The sequence below is a fragment of the Pseudomonas sp. K8 genome (assembly GCF_014889455.1).
Classification (GTDB): Bacteria; Pseudomonadota; Gammaproteobacteria; order Pseudomonadales; family Pseudomonadaceae; genus Aquipseudomonas; species Aquipseudomonas veronii.
The window spans coordinates 1-18170 of record NZ_VJWO01000002.1; the positions used below are offsets into that span (position 1 = coordinate 1).

General features: G+C 60.6%; 18 protein-coding genes. 4 read left to right on the forward strand and 14 right to left on the reverse strand.

The annotated features are described in order from the left end of the window. Positions 1-479: 479 nt before the first annotated feature. The 9 genes from msrQ to mrcB all read right to left on the reverse strand — a co-directional run bounded on the left by msrQ (position 480) and on the right by mrcB (position 10297). Positions 480-1100 (reverse strand): protein-methionine-sulfoxide reductase heme-binding subunit MsrQ, encoded by a 621-nt coding sequence (gene msrQ, locus INT12_RS01430; protein ID WP_193039610.1) that lies wholly within the window; start codon positions 1098-1100, stop codon positions 480-482. Next, positions 1100-2113, reverse strand: coding sequence for a protein-methionine-sulfoxide reductase catalytic subunit MsrP (gene msrP / locus INT12_RS01435; RefSeq protein ID WP_017847455.1), 1014 nt, complete (start codon positions 2111-2113; stop codon positions 1100-1102). Before msrP ends, msrQ begins: the two co-directional genes overlap by 1 nt. Before the next feature lie 63 nt (positions 2114-2176). Next, positions 2177-3034: a CDP-diacylglycerol--serine O-phosphatidyltransferase gene (gene pssA / locus INT12_RS01440; RefSeq protein WP_017847454.1), complete on the reverse strand. Its 858-nt coding sequence runs from the start codon at positions 3032-3034 to the stop codon at positions 2177-2179. A 144-nt stretch (positions 3035-3178) separates the two neighbouring features. Beyond that, a complete protein-coding gene (ilvC, locus tag INT12_RS01445) occupies positions 3179-4195 on the reverse strand; it encodes a ketol-acid reductoisomerase (protein WP_003212125.1) in 1017 nt (338 codons plus the stop codon). Between the two features lie 47 nt (positions 4196-4242). Then, positions 4243-4734 (reverse strand): acetolactate synthase small subunit, encoded by a 492-nt coding sequence (ilvN, locus tag INT12_RS01450; RefSeq protein ID WP_003176102.1) that lies wholly within the window; start codon positions 4732-4734, stop codon positions 4243-4245. Positions 4735-4736: 2 nt separating this feature from the next. Continuing rightward, a complete protein-coding gene (locus INT12_RS01455; protein ID WP_026140092.1) occupies positions 4737-6461 on the reverse strand; it encodes an acetolactate synthase 3 large subunit in 1725 nt (574 codons plus the stop codon). A 431-nt stretch (positions 6462-6892) separates the two neighbouring features. Continuing rightward, positions 6893-7222, reverse strand: a complete 330-nt coding sequence (locus tag INT12_RS01460; protein WP_017847451.1) for a YqcC family protein — start codon at positions 7220-7222, stop codon at positions 6893-6895. Continuing rightward, positions 7222-7956: a tetratricopeptide repeat protein gene (locus INT12_RS01465; RefSeq protein WP_193039611.1), complete on the reverse strand. Its 735-nt coding sequence runs from the start codon at positions 7954-7956 to the stop codon at positions 7222-7224. Before INT12_RS01465 ends, INT12_RS01460 begins: the two co-directional genes overlap by 1 nt. A gap of 16 nt (positions 7957-7972) precedes the next feature. After that, a complete protein-coding gene (mrcB, locus tag INT12_RS01470) occupies positions 7973-10297 on the reverse strand; it encodes a penicillin-binding protein 1B (RefSeq protein ID WP_193058739.1) in 2325 nt (774 codons plus the stop codon). A 117-nt stretch (positions 10298-10414) separates the two neighbouring features. On the opposite strand from mrcB, the gene INT12_RS01475 reads away from it, so the two are divergent. The 3 genes from INT12_RS01475 to INT12_RS01485 all read left to right on the forward strand — a co-directional run bounded on the left by INT12_RS01475 (position 10415) and on the right by INT12_RS01485 (position 12885). Continuing rightward, positions 10415-11971, forward strand: a complete 1557-nt coding sequence (locus INT12_RS01475; protein ID WP_193039612.1) for an AAA family ATPase — start codon at positions 10415-10417, stop codon at positions 11969-11971. A gap of 92 nt (positions 11972-12063) precedes the next feature. After that, positions 12064-12408 (forward strand): pentapeptide repeat-containing protein, encoded by a 345-nt coding sequence (locus INT12_RS01480; protein ID WP_104904447.1) that lies wholly within the window; start codon positions 12064-12066, stop codon positions 12406-12408. A gap of 204 nt (positions 12409-12612) precedes the next feature. Further along, positions 12613-12885: a TfoX/Sxy family protein gene (locus INT12_RS01485; protein WP_017847446.1), complete on the forward strand. Its 273-nt coding sequence runs from the start codon at positions 12613-12615 to the stop codon at positions 12883-12885. A 220-nt stretch (positions 12886-13105) separates the two neighbouring features. Here the strand turns inward: INT12_RS01485 and INT12_RS01490 are convergent, their stop codons facing one another. From INT12_RS01490 to INT12_RS01500, 3 genes are read right to left on the reverse strand one after another with little or no spacing between them, the layout of a single operon-like run. Further along, positions 13106-13873: a heme ABC transporter ATP-binding protein gene (locus INT12_RS01490; RefSeq protein ID WP_046382057.1), complete on the reverse strand. Its 768-nt coding sequence runs from the start codon at positions 13871-13873 to the stop codon at positions 13106-13108. Beyond that, complete coding sequence (locus INT12_RS01495; RefSeq protein WP_164887008.1) at positions 13873-14856, reverse strand: FecCD family ABC transporter permease; 984 nt, start codon at positions 14854-14856, stop codon at positions 13873-13875. Before INT12_RS01495 ends, INT12_RS01490 begins: the two co-directional genes overlap by 1 nt. Before the next feature lie 50 nt (positions 14857-14906). Next, positions 14907-15785, reverse strand: coding sequence for a heme/hemin ABC transporter substrate-binding protein (locus tag INT12_RS01500; protein ID WP_193058740.1), 879 nt, complete (start codon positions 15783-15785; stop codon positions 14907-14909). Positions 15786-15941: 156 nt separating this feature from the next. Between INT12_RS01500 and INT12_RS01505 the strand changes: the two genes are divergently transcribed. Beyond that, on the forward strand, positions 15942-16259 hold the full coding sequence (locus INT12_RS01505; protein WP_017847442.1) for a Rieske (2Fe-2S) protein: 318 nt from the start codon (positions 15942-15944) through the stop codon (positions 16257-16259). Here INT12_RS01505 and sfsA read toward each other — a convergent pair. Next, positions 16256-16969, reverse strand: a complete 714-nt coding sequence (gene sfsA / locus INT12_RS01510; RefSeq protein ID WP_193039614.1) for a DNA/RNA nuclease SfsA — start codon at positions 16967-16969, stop codon at positions 16256-16258. The genes INT12_RS01505 and sfsA overlap by 4 nt on opposite strands. Then, positions 16969-18141: a pyridoxal phosphate-dependent aminotransferase gene (locus INT12_RS01515; RefSeq protein WP_046487535.1), complete on the reverse strand. Its 1173-nt coding sequence runs from the start codon at positions 18139-18141 to the stop codon at positions 16969-16971. Before INT12_RS01515 ends, sfsA begins: the two co-directional genes overlap by 1 nt. Between the last annotated feature and the right edge of the window lie 29 nt (positions 18142-18170).

Consider the following 18170-nt stretch of genomic DNA (forward strand, 5'->3'; position numbering starts at 1 on the left):
TCTCGCGGAGTAACTTGTGATGCTGATAATCTTGCTGACTATCAGTCTGACTCCACAAGCACCCACACGAATTGCTTGATTCAGTTGTTAAAGAGCGGTTGGTTAAGATCTTTCGTCTCAACCGAGGCGCGCATTCTACAGCAGCCTCATTTGCTGTCAAGTGATTATTTTCAGAAGTTTTCAAAGTTTCCTTTGTAACTTCAACCACTTGCGCTTCCGATCTCTCGTTAGCGGGAGGCGAATTCTACAGCGTTACACGCTGCTGTCAACACCTCTTTTTCTCCGCTTTCGACCGAGAAGATCGAAACGTTAATAGAGCCAAACAACCCTGCTCTACCAACTCCTTCCAGGCCTCGATGAACTGAAGCAGGCCGCTGTCGAATCTTGCATAACTCTTTGTTTACCAAGGAGTTTTCCGTTTCGACTGCGCCGGAAGTGGGGCGAATTATAGACGTCCAGGATTTGCCGTCAAGGGTTAATTACGCTTTTGTTGCAGAAGGTGCTTTTTTCGCAATAAGGCGCGGAATTCGCCGCATCACCGGCGGTATCCGCAGGACAAGAAGCAGCGCACCTATAGAAGCATAGATAGCCCACTCCTTCAGATCCGCCCGCACGATCCACAACATATGCAACAAGCCAAGCCCAAGCACGCCATACACCAGGCGATGCAACTTCTTCCAACGGCTGCCCAACCGACGCTGACTGTAGCGATTCGACGTCAGCGCCAGCACCAACAAAGACAGGAAACCCAGGCCCCCCACAATAATGTAGGGGCGCTTACTCAATTCCACCCCCAGCTGCGACCAATCCAGCCCCAGGACAAACACACAATATGCCGCCAGGTGCAGCACCACATAAGCAAAGCACCACAACCCCAACTGACGCCGCACCGCGATCCACCCTGCCCAACCGCTCAACTTCTGCAACGGTGTCATCGCCAGGGTAATCAACAGCAGGATCAACGTGCCCAAGCCCAGCCGGTCAACCAGCACCTTGCCTGGGTCCGGCCCCAAGGCAGAACGCCACGCTTCGTACAGCCAGAGCAACGGCCATACCGCGGTGGCGATAAACACGCCGATGCGCCAGATCGGGAAACGCATCAGTAGTTCTTCCGCAGGTCGAGGCCGGTATAGAGCGCCGCCACCTCATCCGAGTAACCGTTGAACATCTGCGTCTCGCGCACATTCGGGCTGAACAGGCCACTCGGCAAGCGCCGTTCACGCGCCTGGGTCCAACGAGGGTGGTCGACCGTCGGGTTCACGTTCGCATAAAACCCGTACTCATTCGCCGCAATACTTTGCCAAGTGGTTTTCGGCTGCTCGCTCACCAAGCTGATACGCACGATGGACTTCACGCTCTTGAAGCCATACTTCCATGGCACCACCAAACGCAACGGCGCGCCATTCTGGTTAGGCAACTCGCGCCCATACATCCCCACCGCCAGAATCGCCAGGGGATTCATCGCCTCATCCAGACGCAGCCCTTCTACATAGGGCCAATCGATCAAGCCGAAACTCGAGCGCTGGCCCGGCATGCTTTTGGGGTCCTGGAGGGTTTCGAAGCGGATGTACTTGGCTTTGGAAGTCGGCTCAACCTGCTTGAGCAACGCCGAAATGGGAAAACCCATCCACGGAATGACCATCGACCACGCCTCCACACAGCGCAGACGGTAGATTCGCTCTTCCAATTGATACGGCTTCATGAAGTCTTCCAGGGCGTAACGCCCCGGCTTTGCGACCTCGCCATCGATCACCACACTCCAGGGCTCGGTCTTGAGCGAACCTGCATTCGCCGCTGGATCGCCCTTGTCCGTGCCGAACTCATAGAAGTTGTTGTAGTGGGTCGCGTCCTTGAACGGGGTGATGGCTTCGTCCTTGACGGTTACCGCCTGCCATTTCGTACCCGGCAGTTTTTCGGCAAACCAGCCTGGCGCCTTGCCTGGTTCGACATCCGCATAGCGCGCGGCATCGTCAGCGCTGGCCCAGCGCGGCAAGCTGCTGGCGGCAACACCGGCCAGCGCACCACCGAGCAAGCTACGGCGAGACAGGTAGAAGGATTCAGGGGTGACGTCCGATTCATGACAATCGGACGCTTTGGGCAATTTGATTAACATGGCAACTCCGCAGCATTGGAGAACTGATGCACCAATAGACTGCGGAGTATGGGGGAAATTACATTAAGGCAATGTTTTGTCCCGACGCAGTTGCAGCAGATACTGAACCGGCCCGGAAGCGGCATACACCAGGAACACCAGCAGCAGAATACGCGGCGGATCACTGAAGACCACGGCGAACACCAGCACCACCGCAAGGATGGCCACGAAAGGCACGCGCCCCTTGAGGTCGAGTTCCTTGAAGCTGTTGTACTTGATGTTACTGACCATCAGCATGCCGGCGGCCGCAACCATCAAGGCCACCAGGAACGACATCTTCGACCCCTGGATGCCGTAGTCACTGAACGCCCAGACGATCCCCGCCACCACGCCCGCAGCAGCCGGGCTGGCCAGGCCGATGAAGTAACGCTTGTCGGCGGTCCCCACCTGGGTGTTGAAGCGCGCCAGGCGCAGCGCGGCGCCCGCGACATAGATGAAGGCCACCATCCAGCCGACCTTGCCCATGTCACCCAGGGCCCAGGCAAACGCCAGCAACGCAGGCGCGACACCAAAGGCAACCATGTCCGACAGCGAGTCATACTCGGCACCGAAGGCGCTTTGGGTATTGGTCATGCGCGCCACGCGCCCATCGAGACCGTCGAGCACCATGGCGACGAAGATGGCGATCGCCGCAAAACCGAAGTACTTGCTGGCACTCACCGCATCACCCGCCGCCAGCGCACTCTGGGCGCTCATGGAGTTGATGATGGAGTAGAACCCGGCAAACAGGTTCGCCGTAGTGAACAGATTGGGCAGGAGATAGATGCCACGATGCCGGACCTTGCGGCCTTCCGCGTCATGCCCTTCTTCAACATGTTCATCGATCGGTAGCAGGCTATCGGCGTCAGAAGCCTGGTTTGGCTCTTCGGGACGTTCGCTCATGGACTTTACCTTGCAACGGTGTGAAAAAATTCGACAGATACTTGCGGCGAGTGTTCGCCCGCAAACGATGCAGCTTTATACCAGAACCAGCCACCCAAACGAAAAAACGCGGCCTAAGCCGCGTTTTTTCTAGATGCATCCGACTTAGTTTTTGGCTTTGTCGACGATCTTGTTGGCACCGATCCACGGCATCATGGAGCGCAGTTGCTCGCCGATGATTTCGATACCGTGAGCGGCGTTGTTACGACGCTTGGCGGTCATCGAAGGGTAGCCGGTAGCGCCTTCGCTGATGAACATTTTGGCGTATTCGCCGTCCTGAATGCGTTTCAGAGCGTTGCGCATGGCCTGACGGGACTCGGCGTTGATCACTTCCGGGCCAGTCACGTACTCGCCGTATTCGGCGTTGTTGGAGATCGAGTAGTTCATGTTGGCGATACCGCCTTCGTACATGAGGTCCACGATCAGCTTCAGTTCGTGCAGGCATTCGAAGTAGGCCATTTCCGGCGCGTAGCCGGCTTCAACCAGGGTTTCGAAACCGGCTTTGACCAGTTCAACGGTACCGCCGCACAGAACGGCTTGTTCGCCGAACAGGTCGGTTTCAGTCTCGTCCTTGAAAGTGGTTTCGATGATGCCGGTACGACCGCCACCAACGCCGGCAGCGTAGGACAGTGCAACGTTCTTGGCGTTGCCCGACGCGTCCTGGTAGATCGCGATCAGGTCAGGGATACCGCCGCCTTTGACGAACTCGGAACGCACGGTGTGGCCCGGGGCTTTCGGCGCGATCATGATCACGTCGAGGTCAGCGCGTGGCACGACTTGGTTGTAGTGGATCGCGAAGCCGTGGGAGAAGGCCAGGGTGGCGCCCTTCTTGATGTTCGGCTCGATTTCGTTCTTGTACAGCGCGGACTGGAACTCATCCGGGGTCAGGATCATGACCAGGTCGGCAGCGGCAACGGCGGAAGCAACGTCAGTCACTTTCAGGCCGTGGGCTTCAGCCTTGGCAACAGTGGCCGAGCCTTTGCGCAGGCCAACAGTCACGTCAACGCCGGAATCTTTCAGGTTGCAAGCTTGCGCGTGGCCCTGGGAACCGTAGCCGATGATGGCGACTTTCTTGCCCTGGATGATCGACAGGTCACAATCTTTATCGTAATAAACTTTCATGAGGTTCCTCTATATATCCAGGCCTTAAGGCCATTCACTAATTTGGGTTAGATGCTGAGTACTTTGTCGCCACGGGCAATCCCGGTGACACCACTGCGTACAGTTTCCAGAATCGAGGCCGTCCCGATCGACTGGATGAAGCTGTCCAGCTTGTCGCTTGTACCGGTCAATTGCACGGTATAAACGCTGGCGCTCACATCGACGATCTGCCCGCGATAAATGTCGGTAGTACGCTTGATCTCGGCACGTTGGGCGCCCGTGGCCTTGACTTTAACCAGCATCAGCTCGCGCTCGATGTGGGCACTTTCCGACAGGTCGACCAGCTTGACCACTTCGATCAGCTTGTTGAGGTTTTTGGTGATCTGCTCGATCACCTCATCGTGGCCCACGGTGGTCAACGTCAGGCGCGACAGGGTCGGGTCTTCGGTCGGTGCCACGGTCAGGCTTTCGATGTTGTAGTTGCGTTGCGAAAACAAGCCGACAACACGAGACAGAGCGCCGGGTTCGTTCTCCAGAAGCAGGGAGATTATGTGCCGCATGATTAGGTACGCTCCGTCTTGTTCAGCCACATGTCACGCATAGAGCCGTCTTTGATCTGCATCGGATAGACGTGCTCGCTGGTATCCACCTGAATATCGATGAACACCAGGCGATCCTTCATAGCGAACGCTTCTTCCATCTTCGGCTTCAGATCTTTCAGATCGTTGATGCGAATACCGACGTGGCCGTAAGCCTCGACCAATTTGACGAAGTCGGGCAGCGATTCCATGTAGGAATGGGAGTGACGACTACCGTAGCTCATGTCCTGCCATTGACGAACCATGCCCAACACGCCGTTGTTCAGGCACACGATCTTCACCGGAAGGCCGTACTGCAGGCATGTCGACAGCTCCTGGATGTTCATCTGGATGCTGCCTTCGCCGGTGACGCATGCAACGTCGCTGTCCGGGAAGCTCAGTTTGACACCCATGGCCGCAGGGAAACCAAAGCCCATCGTGCCCAGGCCACCGGAGTTGATCCAGCGGTTAGGCTTGTCGAACTTGTAGTACTGCGCGGCGAACATCTGGTGCTGGCCCACGTCGGAGGTCACAAAGGCATCGCCCTTGGTCACTTCGCACAGGGTCTCGATCACGGTTTGTGGCTTGATGATGCTGCCGTCGCCCTTGTCATAAGGGAACAGACCGCGGTCACCGCGCCATTCGTCGATCTGCTTCCACCAGCTGGCGACAGCTTCTTTGTTCGGCGTCTCGCCGATTTCCTTCAGCGCTGCGACCATTTCGGTCAACACGCTTTCCACCGGACCTACAATCGGCACGTCGGCCTTGATGGTCTTGGAGATGGACGCCGGGTCGATGTCGATATGAATGATCTTGGCATTCGGGCAGAACTTGCTCGCGCCGTTGATCACCCGGTCATCGAACCGCGCGCCCACGGCCAGGATCACATCGGCGTGGTGCATGGTCAGGTTGGCGGTGTAGCTGCCGTGCATGCCGAGCATGCCGACGAACTGACGGTCCGTACCCGGGAATGCGCCGAGGCCCATCAGGGTGTTGGTCACCGGCAGGTTGAGCAGCTTGGCCAGTTCGGTCAACGGTGCGGAACCGCCGCCCAGAATCACGCCGCCGCCCGAGTACAGCACCGGGCGCTTGGCCGCCAGGAGCATTTCTGCCGCCTTGCGGATCTGCCCCGAGTGCCCACGAACGGCCGGGCTGTAGGAACGCAGCTTGGCTTTCTTCGGGAAGACGTATTCGAATTTCTCGGCCGGGTTGGTCATGTCTTTCGGGATATCGACCACTACAGGGCCCGGGCGACCGGACTGTGCGAGGTAGAACGCCTTTTTCATGATTTCCGGGATTTCCGAGGCATGCTTGATCATGAAACTGTGTTTCACGATCGGCCGGGAGATACCGATCATGTCGGTTTCCTGGAATGCATCGGTACCGACCATGGTGCTAGCGACCTGGCCGGAAATGATCACCATCGGGATGGAGTCCATATAAGCAGTCGCGATGCCGGTAATGGCATTGGTTGCGCCTGGACCGGACGTTACCAGTACCACGCCGGCTTTACCGGTGGCACGGGCATAACCGTCAGCCATATGGGTTGCAGCCTGTTCGTGGCGAACCAGGATGTGGGTAACAGCCGGTTCCTTGAACAGTGCGTCATAGACGTGCAGCAGAGCACCACCAGGGTACCCGTAGATATAGTCAACGCCTTCGTCACGCAAAAAGCGGACGAGCATCTCACCGCCAGATAAAAGCTCCACGTTGTTCACCTCTAAAACGCCAGAATACCGTCCGTTAAAAACCGACGGGTCTTAATAGGTTTACTTCTCAACAGAGCATGAGCGACGGTGGTCGCCGACTACGTCAGCACTGACTGAGCAAGTATTGGGATCGTCCCAAGTGTTGCGGGCTCTTCCCACCCAGCGCGAGGTAACGCGTTGCGGGTGTAACAGGTCGGCGCGGATGTGCGCCTCATGATCTGCTGAGCGGGCCTGCTTCTGGCAGTCCCGATACAGCGGACTTTGGATTCTTCTGTTTCAGGCCCTTCAAGTCAAGCAATAATTGCGCTTTTTTCCAACTAAGCGCATGAGAACGTAGAAGAAAGGGCTTTGAGGAGGGATAAAACTCGCCTGAATGTCGTCAAGCGGTAGAAATGTGCGCAAGACTGCCGGAAAAACCGGCAGCCAGGCAATTAACGAGCGTCGACGATCAATTGGTCGAACTTTTTCAGCGCATTGCGCAAACCCTGGCTTTCCAGCGGCCGGTCGGTGTAGACCATCTCGGCCATCTCCATGATCCCGGAAGCATTTGGCAACGGCAGGTTCTGTTCGAGGATCTGCTTCATTCGCACCAGGAAGATCCACTGCAGCCACTGGTGGAAGTCCAGGGTGTCGACCGAAAAGGGCTCGACGCTGCTGAGCGCCTCGGCGCTGGGGGACACCTCGTCCCACCAGCCCTGCAGGCGCAATTCGCGCTCAATCAGCAACAACTGTTCGGCAATCGCTGGAAAACGCACATCCATCAGAGGCTGACCTTGGCTTTCTGCCGAGCCTGGGCGGCACCGACAGCGTCGCCTTGTGCGGCACGCGCATCACCGATCAAGGCCCACAGGCTGGCCTGCAGGTCAGGACGGCCGCTGGCCAGGGTCAGGCCACGACGGGCAAACTGTTCGGCTTGCGGCGCATCGCCCTGGGCCATCCGCACCTGGGCCAGGCGATACAGCACCTGCGGTTCACGCGGCGCAACGCGCTGGGCGCGCTCGAGGCTCGACGAAGCACCGTTCAAGTCGCCACCGGCCTGCTGTTGCTGGGCAGTGGTGAGCAAGGCCAGTACCGGGCCGTCCAGTTGCTCGTCAGCCGACAGGCCGCCCGCGCTGGAGGACGACGGAATGCCGCTTGGCGTCGACGGCATGGTGTAGGTGTTCTGGTTGATCGGCGCTGCCTGGACCGGCGTGGCGTCAATCGGCCCCGACGTGCTGGGCCCTGGCGTCCACGGCTCGGCGCTGATCGGCGCCGATGTCGCGGCACCGGCGCCCGGCACCATCACCACCACACCCGAATCCTGCGGCACGGCGCGGGTCGCGGCCTGGGCAGGACGCTTGGTCACGGTCTGACGGAAACCGCCATTGGCCGAGATCCGATCGTTATTGGAGACGGTTGTGCTCGAGTCCACCACGGGAATGGAGCCGCGCTGAACGCTGGAGCAACCGCCGAGCAAAGCCAGAGCTGTAATAGCTGGAATCCACCACTTGTTCACTTGAAACCCTCTTTGCTTAATTCATCCAGCCCTTGACCCAATCCATCACCGATTCCGCGCTTGCAGGGGCACTGCCACCGCACGCGGCACCGGGAGGTGGTTCGCTGCCGCGAATATACGGCATCTGCACCGCGCCCGGACAGTTGGCATCGGAGCCCTGGCCGGTGTGCGGATCAATCCAGGCCTGCACGATGTTGTCCGGCTGCGGCATGCTCAGCGGCAACGGATCGGCCTTGCGCATGAAACTGGTCCAGACCTGCAACGCACCGGTCGCGCCGGTGAACGGCGTCTTGCCGTTGTCATCACGCCCCAGCCAGACCACAGCCAGCACATCCTGACCGAAGCCGGCGAACCAACTGTCACGCGAATCGTTACTGGTACCGGTCTTGCCCGCCAGTGTCAGGTTGGAAGGCAGGACCTTGTACACCGAGCTACCGGTACCTTCGCGCATCACACGCTGCATGGCGTTCTGGATCAGGTAGATGGAACCCGCGTCGAAACGCTGCTGAATCTGGAACGGATAGCGCTTGAGCGGCTCGCCTTCGGCCGTCAGCACGCTGCGAATGCCGCGCATCGGCGTGTTGAAACCACCGTTGGCGAGGGTCTGGTACATGGTCGCCACTTCCATCGGCGTCATGGCACCGGCGCCCAGAAGCATCGATGGGAAGGCCGGGAATTCGCGGGTGATGCCCAGGCGCGCGAGGGTCTTGAGGACGTTCGGCACGCCCACTTCGAGCCCCAGGCGCGAGGTCGAGATGTTGTAGGAATGCGCCAGCCCCTGGTACAGGAACACCGTACCGTGAGAACGACGATCGAAGTTCTGCGGGGTCCAGACCTGGCCGTCAGCACCTTTGACCGACAGCGGGTCGTCTGACAGCCAACTGGTCAGGGTGTATTTGCTCGGTTTTTCCAACGCCGTCAGGTACACCGCCGGCTTGACCAGCGAGCCGATCGGCCGCACCGCGTCCAGCGCACGGTTGAAACCGGCGAAACTGGCCTGGCGGCTGCCGATCATGGCCTGGACTTCACCGGTTTCCGGGTTGGTCACCACCATGGCTGCTTCGACTTCGGCGGAGCCTTTACGCCCCGCCAGACGCTTGAAGGTGTCGTTGACCGACGCTTCGGCTTTCATCTGCAGGATCGGGTCGAAACTGGTGAAGATGCGCAGGCCTTCCTCGGTCAAGTCTTCGTCGCGGTAGTCTTCACGCAACTGGCGTTTGACCAGGTCGATAAAGCCCGGGAAGGAGCTGTCCGCCAGCTTGCCGCGGGTGGTCACGCCCAGTGGCATTTTCTTCGCCGCAGCAACCTGTTCCGCCGTGGCCACGCCCTGCTGCTCCAGCACGTCGAGCACCAGGTTACGCCGCTCAAGCGCGCGTTCAGGATTGCGCCGCGGGTTGTAGTAGGACGGCCCCTTGACCATGCCCACCAGCAACGCGACCTGATGCAACTTCAGCTCGGACAGCGGCTGGCCGAAGAAGAACTGGCTGGCCAGCCCGAAACCGTGGACCGCGCGCTGGCCGTCCTGGCCGACGAACACCTCGTTGAGGTAGGCCTCAAGGATTTCCTGCTTGCTGTAATGCAGCTCCAGCAGCATCGCCATCATGGCTTCGGTGAGTTTACGGGTCAGGCTGCGCTCGTTGGTGAGGTAGAAGTTCTTCACCAATTGCTGGGTCAGCGTACTGCCGCCCTGGGTCATTTTGCCGCCGGAGGTGTTGACCCAGATCGCACGGGCAATGGACTTCGGCGACACGCCCCAGTGGCTGTAGAAATCGCGGTCTTCCACGGCAACCAGGGTTTCAAGCAGGTACGGCGGCACCTGATCGAGCTTGATCAGGATGCGATCTTCCAGGTTCTTCGGGTAAATCCCGCCGATCATCAACGGTTCCAGGCGCACCACGGGCAGCTTCGAGCCATTCAGCGACGACAGCTCGGCCACGTAGTCGCCGGAGAAGCGCACGCGTACCGGCTGGGGTTTTTCCAGGCCTTCATAGAACTGGAAGCCGCGGGTGTTCAAGTCCACGGTATTGCCGCTGACGGCCGCAGCGCCGGGGCCGTTGCTCACAGGTTCGCGGCGGTAGCCCAAGGCGTCGAGTTCGGTGAGGAAGTCATCCTTGCTCAGCTTCTGACCGGTGAACAGCTCCAGCGGACGGGCGTACACCTTGGCCGGAATGGTCCAGCGCTTGCCGGAGAATTTTTCCTGGACCACGGCATCGAGGTACACCGCAAAGCCGGCGAGCACCACAAGACCCACCAGGCTGAGCTTGAGCGCCCAGCCCAGCCACGGGCGCAGGCCGCGGGAAGGAGGTTTTTTACGGGAACGGGGAGATCGGGTTCGAGTCATGGCGGCGGATTATACGCACTTTATCGATGATCAACATGAGCCGGACAGCGGTTTGCACAGCAGGCGTCAGCAGCCATAATGCCCGCCATGATTTCCCCTGACTTTGAAGGATCGCCCGTGAGCCAGCCCCTGATTGCCGCCCTGCAGAACCCGGCTTTATACCCCCATCCGGTTGAAGCGTTCCAAGTCATCGAGACCCATATTTCCTGGGTCATACTGACCGGCCCTTACGCTTATAAACTGAAGAAACCGGTGAACTTCGGCTTCCTGGACTTCACCAAACTGGAAGATCGCGGGCATTTCTGCAACGAAGAGCTGCGCCTGAACCAGCGCCTGACCAAAGATTTGTATCTTGAAGTGTTGCCGATCACCGGCACGGCCGAAGCGCCGCAATTGGGCGGTGACGGCCCAGTTATCGAATACGCGCTGAAAATGCGCCAATTCCCGCAAAGCCAGTTGCTCAGCACCTTGCAAGCCAACGGTGAGCTGACCAGCGCGCACATCGACGAGATGGCCAAACAGATCGCGCACTTCCACCTCACCGCACCGAAAGTGCCGCAAGAGCACCCGGCCGGCACCCCGGACGAAGTGATGGCACCGGTACGCCAGAACTTCGATCAGATCCGCCCGTTCCTCAGCGACAAAGCCGACCTGCTGCAACTCGAAGCCCTGCAAGCCTGGGCCGAAAGCAGCTTCGAACGCCTCAAGCCGCTACTGGCACAGCGCAAGCGCGATGGTTTCACCCGCGAGTGCCACGGCGATATCCACCTGGGCAATGCCACCTTGATCGATGGCCACGTGGTGATCTTCGACTGCATCGAGTTCAACGAACCGTTTCGCTTCACCGACGTATACGCCGACACCGGCTTCCTGGCCATGGACCTGGAAGACCGCGGTCTCAAATCCCTGGCACGCCGTTTCATCAGCCAGTACCTCGAACTGACCGGCGACTACCAGGGCCTGGAAGTGCTGAACTTCTATAAAGCCTACCGCGCACTGGTCAGGGCCAAAGTCGCGCTGTTCAGCATGCCCAGCGAAGCGAGCCCGGTGCAGCGCGCCACCACCCTGCGCCAGTACCGCAACTACGCCAACCTGGCGGAGAGCTACAGCGTTATTCCGTCGCGCTTCCTGGCGATTACCCACGGCGTTTCCGCGGTAGGCAAAAGCCACGTGGCCATGCGCCTGGTGGAAGCCTTGGGCGCCGTTCGCCTGCGTTCGGACGTGGAGCGCAAGCGCCTGTTTGGTGAACAACAGGTGGAAAACACGCCCCAGGCCGGCATCTATGCTGCCGACGCCAGCGCGAAAACCTACGCCCGCCTGAACGAGATCGCCGAGACCGTGCTGCGCGCCGGGTTCCCGGTGGTACTGGATGCGACCTTCCTGAAACGCGCACAACGCGATGCCGCCGCCAAAGTCGCCGAAGCGACGGGCGCGCCGTTCCTGATCCTGGACTGCAATGCGCCGCAGGCCGTTATCACCAGTTGGCTGGCACAACGTCAGGCAGACAAGAACGATCCGTCTGACGCTACATTGACGATCATTGAAGAGCAGCAGGCCCAACGCGAACCACTGACAGCCGAAGAGCTGCTGCTGAGCAAGCGCGTCGAGACCAATCAAAGCGGAACCCTCGATGCACTGGTCGAGCAAATTCGCCAGCGCATGCCTGGTCTGTAAGAAAAACTTCTTGGTCGCGTCGTCACCTTAGGCGAGCGGCCAAGCAATAGTGGCACTATAATGGCGCCATAAATCCAACAGGTGTCGCTATCATGAGTCAGCCCAAGCTTCTTGATACCCCGCTCTATTCGCTTCTGCATAAAGACGATATCCGCGGTTTCAACCAGGAACGCCCCAAAGACGGCGCCATCGACATGCGCGGTGGCGACTTCCGCGGGCTGGATCTGCGCGATCTGAACGCCAGCGGCGTGGACTTCACCGATGCGTACTTCCGTTCCGCCGATTTGCGCGGGCTGGACTTGCGCGACTGCTCACTGGAAGGCGCGAGCCTGGCCCATGCGCAGATATCGGGCACCTACTTCCCGCCGGAACTGACGGCCGACGAGATCCTCATGTCGGTCAATTTCGGCACGCGCCTGCGCTACCGCACCAAGTAACACGCCCTCCCAAGCCCCCGGTCTCGTGCAATACGGACCGGGGACTTCGCGCCTGCCCGCAATAAAACGTCGACGCCATCCTTATAAGCTTTTGCGCCATTCCTGACCAAAGAACTACGCTTTTCCTACTGAGCGCTACACTCCTTTTCAGGCTTGCCTGGTCACGACACCCACCGCACCATTCGGCCGTCGCAAGGAGGCTCGATGAACGATGAGCTGCAACACCTGAGAAACCTTGGCAAGACCTCGGCGCAATGGCTGCATGCGGCGGGCATCCACAGTGCGTCAGACCTGCGGCGCCTGGGCGCGGTCGATGCTTATCGAGCCGTTCGCACGCGTGGCTTCCGTGCCTCGAAAGTCTTGCTGTATGCAATCGAAGGGGCATTGATGGATGTGCATTGGAACGACATTCCTGCCGAACGCAAGGAGGCGCTGAACCGCCAATTGGATGCTATCTCGGCGCGCCAGAAGAATTAGATCGACGACCCCACCCGCCGCTGACAAAGATTCCAGACAAGGGCCTGTGAAAACAAATCTTGACTCTCAAATGAGAATCGTTATGATTATCACAACTGGTCGCGAGATCAGCCGATAACTGAAAGACCATTGGTTCGGACTCTCAGATTATCTCCTCATCAGGCTAATCACGGTTATTTGACCCGGCTCTTGCCGGGTCTTTTTTTGCCGGTAAAAAGCCTCAGCGCGCAATGATCAGCGGATGCCCGCGCTCCGGATGCGGCTGCACCAGCACATCCAGCCCGAAGACCGCTTTGAGCGGCTCAGGCCGCAGAACCTGTGCCGGGGTATCCAGCGCATGGGGGCGGCCTGCGTCGAGCAACAGAATCCGGTCGCAGTAACGCGCCGCCAGGTTCAGGTCATGCAGAATCACCAGCACTGCTGCGCCACGGTCAGCAAAGCGGCGTATCGCCTGCAAGGTCGTGTGTTGATGCAAAGGGTCAAGCATCGAGGTCGGCTCATCCAGCAGCAATGTCTGCCCCGCCTGCCCGGGCCATAACTGCGCCAGCACCCGCGCCAGGTGAACGCGCTGCCGCTCGCCGCCCGACAAGGCCAGGTAACTGCGACCGCTCAAGTGCCCGACATCCGCGGCCTGCAACGCGGCATCGATAATCTCGTCATCCCGCACGCGCCCGGTCTGATGGGGCAAGCGGCCCATGCCGACCACCTCTTCGACACGAAAGGCGAAATCCAGGGTTGAAGCCTGCGGCAACACGGCCAGGCGTTGCGCGCGTTGCGACCCGCTCCAGTCTTTCAGTTCGTGCTGATCCAGCCACACCTGGCCTTGATCCGGGTGCAGTTCCCCGCACAACGCGCCCAGCAACGTGCTCTTGCCCGCGCCATTCGGGCCCAGTACGCCAAGCACCTGGCCGGGCAACAGGTCCAACGTGACATCCGCCAGTACGGTTTTGCGACCGCGACGAATCCTCAGCCCTTCCACTCGCAGCATCAGGCGCGCCCTCGCAACAACAGGTAAAGAAAAAATGGCGCACCAATCAACGCGGTGACGATACCGATCGGCAACTCCGCCGGCGCCAAGGCCAGGCGCGCGACCAGATCTGCCAACAGCAACAAGCTCGCCCCCGCCAGCACCGAGGCGGGTAACAGCACGCGATGATCCGGCCCGGCCAACAATCGCACCAGGTGCGGCACCACCAGGCCGACGAAGCCGATCATCCCCGCTGCCGCCACCGCCGCGCCCACGCCCAATGCGGTGCAGAACACCAATTCGCGCTTGAGCCGCTCGACATCGACCCCGAGATGAGCGGCCTCGGATTCGCCGAGCAACAGTGCATTCAATGCCTTCGCCCGCCGCGGCAGCCACAGCGCCACGCCAGCGCTCACCAGCAGCAACGGCCACAGGCGCGAATAGCTGGCGCCATTGAGGCTGCCCAGGTTCCAGAAAGTCAGTGTGCGCAGGGTGGCGTCATCGGCCAGGTAGGTAAACAAGCCCACCGCCGAGCTGGCGAGCGCCGTGAGGGCGATACCGGCGAGCAGCATGGTCGCGACATGGGTCTGGCCGTTGCGCCGCCCCAGCCGGTAGACCAGCGCCGTCACCCCCAACCCACCGAGAAACGCGCACAACGACAACAGATACGGGCCGAACACCTCCGGCAACCCACCCAGAAACGAGCCGCCGACAATGGCGAAGGCCGCACCGAGTGCCGCGCCGCTGGATACCCCGACCAACCCCGGATCGGCCAACGGGTTGCGAAACAACCCCTGCATCGCTACGCCCGACAAGGCCAATACACCGCCCACCGCCAGCCCCAGCAAGGTCCGCGGCAAACGGATCTGCCCGAGAATCAGCTCCGCCTGCTCCAGGCCACTGGCCTCGATCGGCACGCCCATCAGGCGCAAGGCCGCCCTGAGCGTATCCAGCAACGGCAGGCTGACCGGCCCCAGCGCCAATGAAAGCCAGATCGCCAGCACACACAACAGCGTCAGGCCGATAAACAGCGTTCGGGGTTTCACCAGCGTACTCATGGGGCAGACGTGGCCTGGGACGGATAGAAGCCGGCCGACAACTGCACCAGGCTTTGCGGCAGACGCGGCCCGAGCCCGCCGACCAGCAGCGTCGGGTCCACCTCAAACACCCGTGCCTGTTTAGCCGCCGGCGTGGACGCCAGGATCGGGTTCTCCTTGAACAAGGCCGCACGCGCCGCCTCGCCGCTCAGCGCACGGTCGGCAAACACCAGCACCTCGGGGCTCAACCCGGCCAACGACTCCATGGAAAACGGCTTATAACCGCTGTGGGTCGCCAGGTTGCGCCCGCCCGCCTGCCGCAGCATCCAGTCAGCCGCCGTGTCTTTGCCAGCGATCAGCGGCTTGCCGCCGGCATTGCCGAGCAGCATCAACACCCCCGGGGCCTTGTGTGTGGCCTGGGCCGTGGCAACCCAACGTTTCTGCCGGTCAAGCGCCTGTTCATACGCGGTAAACAATGCATGGGCCTTGGCCTCACTGCCCAACAACCTCCCCAGGTGTTCGAGGTTGCCTTTCAACGTCGGCAAATCCGGCTGCGCCGAGAACATTTCCACCTGCACCCCGGCGTTGCGAATCTGCGCCAGCACCGGCGGCGGCCCCATTTCCTCGGTGCCCACCAGGACCTGCGGGCGCAGACTGAAAATGCCCTCGGCCGACAACTGCCGCTGATAACCGACGCTCGGCAATGCCTTGAGCGAAGCCGGATGCTGGCTGGTGGTGTCGACGCCCACCAACTTCGACTCACCGCCCAGGGCCGTCACCCACTCCGATAACGCGCCGCCAGCACTCACCCAGCGTTGCGGCAGTTCCGAGGCGTGCGCCCCAGGGTTGAGCATCAGTCCGACAACAAGCGCGATAGCGCTGGCACTCAAGCGCATAACAGGGTTTCCTTCCAGGGGCGGGGCTGCTGAAACACTCATGAATGTGACAGATGCCCCTTGCCGGGCATCGTACTGAGCGCCCAGTCAGCTAACGGGCGAAGCCTGCATTTGATAATTGTTTGCATTTGAACGTCAAGGCACTTAAGGATTGGAATGAAGTTTCTCTGCCCCTCCGACACCCTCGCCCCCAACAGCAGCCGTGGTTTTGATATCGACGGGCACAAACTGCTGGCCGTGCGCCGGGATGGCATCGCCTACTTCTATCGCAATCGCTGCCCCCATCGCGGCGTCCCCCTGGAATGGCAACCCGATCACTTCCTCGACGCCAGCGCCAGCCTGATCCAATGCGCCACCCACGGCGCGTTGTTCCTGATCGAGAGCGGCGAATGCATCGCCGGCCCCTGCGCGGGTCAAAGCCTCACTGCCCTGCCCGGCCGCGAAGACAGACAGGGCCTGTGGGTAGAACTCTAGTCGCCGAGCAGCACATCCAAGCGGCGTTCGACGTAAATTTCCTCGGCCGTGACGCGCACACCATACGCCAGCACTTCCACGCCCGCGGCCTTGGCCTCGCGCAGGGCAGCAGCGTAGGCCGCGTCGATTTCCACGGCCGGGCGCACGGCCTCGATCCCGGACAGGTTGACGCAATACAGCTGCACCGCCCGCACACCATCCCGGGCCAGGTGCGCCAGCTCGCGTAGATGCTTGGCACCGCGCTGGGTCACGGCGTCCGGAAACGCCGCAATCGAGGTGCCATCGAACCCCAGCGTCACACTTTTGACTTCGACATAGGCCGCCCCCTCGGGGTAATCCAGGCGAAAATCAATGCGGCTATTCTCCTGGCCGTAAGGCACTTCACGCTTCAATCCGCTAAAGCCGTTGAGTTCGGTGATGACCCCGGCATGCAACGCCTCCTCAACCAGTTGATTGGCACGCGCCGTATTGACGCACGCGAGGCGGCCTTGAGGCGTCTCGGCAATTTCCCAGGTGCCGGGCAACTTGCGCTTGGGGTCAGTGGAGCGACTGAACCAGACCTGCCCGCCCTCGACCATGCAATTGAGCATCGAGCCGGTATTGGGGCAGTGAATGGTCAACAACTCGCCGGTAACGGTTTCGATATCGGTGAGAAAACGCTTGTAGCGGCGAATCAGCCGCGCCTCTTCGAGGGGAGGATGAAAGCGCATCAGCCCTGCCAGCTCCGCAGCCCACGGGCAATGCGCTCTACCGCCTCTTGCAGCCGATCAAGGTTTTGCGTGTAGGCAAAGCGCACATGGTGGCCGGCTTGATAACGACCGAAATCCAGCCCGGGGGTGAACGCCACATGTTCGGTCTCAAGGAAATGACGGCAAAACGCGAAGGCATCACCGCCGAACGCGCTGATATCGGCGTACAAATAGAACGCCCCTTCCGGTTCGACGGCAATACCGAAGCCCAACTCGCGCAGGGCCGGCAGCAGGAAGTCGCGACGGCGCCCGAACTCGGCACGACGTGCTTCCAGGATGCTCAGGGTTTGCGGGGTGAAGCAGGCCAACGCCGCGTACTGCGCCATGCTGGGAGCGCTGATGTAGAGGTTTTGCGCGAGCTTCTCCAACTCACCGACCGCATCGGGCGGTGCCACCAGCCAACCCAGGCGCCAGCCGGTCATGCCGAAATACTTTGAAAAACTATTCAGGACAAACGCATCATCGTCGACTTCCAGCACGCTGGCCGCCTCGGTGCCGTAAGTGAGGCCGTGGTAGATCTCGTCCACCACCAAATGGCCGTTACGCGCCTTGATGGCGCTCGACAACCCGGCCAGTTCGTCCCGCGTCAGGATGGTGCCGGTGGGGTTGGCCGGCGATGCGACCAGCGCGCCCACGCTGTCCTGGTTCCAGTGCTTGGCCACCAGGTCGGCGGTCAATTGATAACGCACGTCCGGACCCACGGGCACCAACTGCGCCGCGCCTTCCACCAGGCGCAGGAAGTGGCGGTTACATGGGTAACCCGGGTCGGCCAACAGCCAGTGTTTACCGGGGTCCACCAGCAGGCTGCTGGCCAACAGCAACGCGCCGGAGCCGCCCGGGGTGATCAGGATGCGCTCGGGGTCCACGCTCAGGCCGTAGCGTTGCTGGTAGAAACCGCTGATGGCATGGCGCAGTTCCGGCAGGCCGCGGGCTGCGGTATAGCGGGTCTTGCCATTGGCCAGCGCGGCCTGGCCGGCCTGGATGATCGGCTCGGCGGTGGTGAAATCCGGTTCGCCGATTTCCAGATGGATGACATCATGGCCTGCCGCTTGCAGCTCATTGGCTCGCGCCAGCAACGCCATGACATGAAAAGGTTCGATGGCGCGACTGCGCGCACTGTAGGGCTGAGCCATTAGCCTTCCTTAACGGTGAGGACAAAAAC